The sequence below is a fragment of the Tistlia consotensis USBA 355 genome (assembly GCF_900177295.1).
GTDB classification, from domain to species: Bacteria; Pseudomonadota; Alphaproteobacteria; order Kiloniellales; family DSM-21159; genus Tistlia; species Tistlia consotensis.
Genome location: NZ_FWZX01000081.1, coordinates 1 through 1,265, shown reverse-complemented (window position 1 = coordinate 1,265; position 1,265 = coordinate 1). Strand labels below are relative to the sequence as shown.

Annotated in this window: 1 protein-coding gene; it reads left to right on the top strand. The window is 73.6% G+C overall.

Annotated features, from left to right (window positions below; genetic code table 11):
• Positions 1 to 1,265 (top strand): methyl-accepting chemotaxis protein (locus tag B9O00_RS32170; RefSeq protein WP_143596449.1); only part of this gene is annotated, 1,265 nt, incomplete at both ends.

Sequence of the window (1,265 nt, the reverse complement as noted above, 5' to 3'; positions counted from 1 at the left end):
GGCGAGAAGGCGGGGAACGTCTTCGAGCTTCGCTCGGAGCAGCTGGCGGCGCAGCGGCAGGCGGAGCAGGCGCTTTCGGAGAGCCGGCAGGCGGCCCAGCAGCTCGGCGAGCAGGTGACGGCGATGGTCGGCGAGGTGCACGGCGACCTGGATGCGGCGACGGCCTCGGTGACCGGGGCGCTGGGGCGCAGCGAGATCCTGCAGCTCTCGATCGCCGGCAGCTGCCTGGTGATCTCGCTGCTGATCGCCTGGCTCTACGTCGGCCGCAACCTGGTGCGGCGCCTGCAGCGCCTGGCGAGCTCGATGCGCGAGATCGCCGAGGGCGACCTGACGGCGGCGGTGCCGGTCGGCGGGCGCGACGAGATCGCGGAGATGGCCGGGGCGCTGACGGTGTTCCGCGACGGCCTGGCCGAGGCGGAGGCGGAGCGCGGCCGCAACGAGGCCGAGCGCGAGGCGGCCCAGGCGCGTCGGCGGCAGGAGATGCTGTCGCTGGCCGAGGGCTTCGAGACCAGCGTCAAGGGCGTGGTCGAGGCGGTGTCGAGCTCGGCGGGCGAGATGCAGTCGACGGCGGAGGCGATGTCCGGCACGGCCGAGCACGCGAGCAGCCGGGCGGCGCGGGTGGCGTCGGCCTCGGAGGAGACCTCGGGCAACGTGCAGTCGGCGGCGGCGGCGGCGCGCGAGCTGGCGAACTCGATCTCCGAGATCGCCCGCCAGGTCAGCCACTCGACGGACATCGCGCGGGAGGCCTCGAGCAAGGCGGCGGCGACGAACCAGCAGGTCGAGGGCCTGTCGTCGGCGGCGCAGAAGATCGGCGAGGTGGTCAGCCTGATCAGCGAGATCGCCGAGCAGACCAACCTCTTGGCGCTGAACGCGACGATCGAGGCGGCGCGGGCCGGCGAGGCGGGCCGCGGCTTTGCGGTGGTGGCCTCCGAGGTGAAGTCGCTGGCGAGCCAGACGGCGAAGGCGACGGAGGAGATCGCGGCGCAGATCGGCGGCATGCAGTCGGCGACGGGCGAGGCGGTCGGCGCGATCCGCTCGATCGGCGAGGTGATCGGGCAGATGAGCGAGATCGCGACCTCGATCTCGGCGGCGGTGGAGGAGCAGGGTGCGGCGACCGACGAGATCGCGCAGACCATGAGCCGGGCGGCCGACGGCACGCAGACGGTGGCCGGCAACATCACCGGGGTGACCGAGGCGGCGAACGAGACCGGCACGGCCTCGGCCCAGGTGCTCTCGGCTGCCGGCGAGCTCTCGAAGAATGCCGC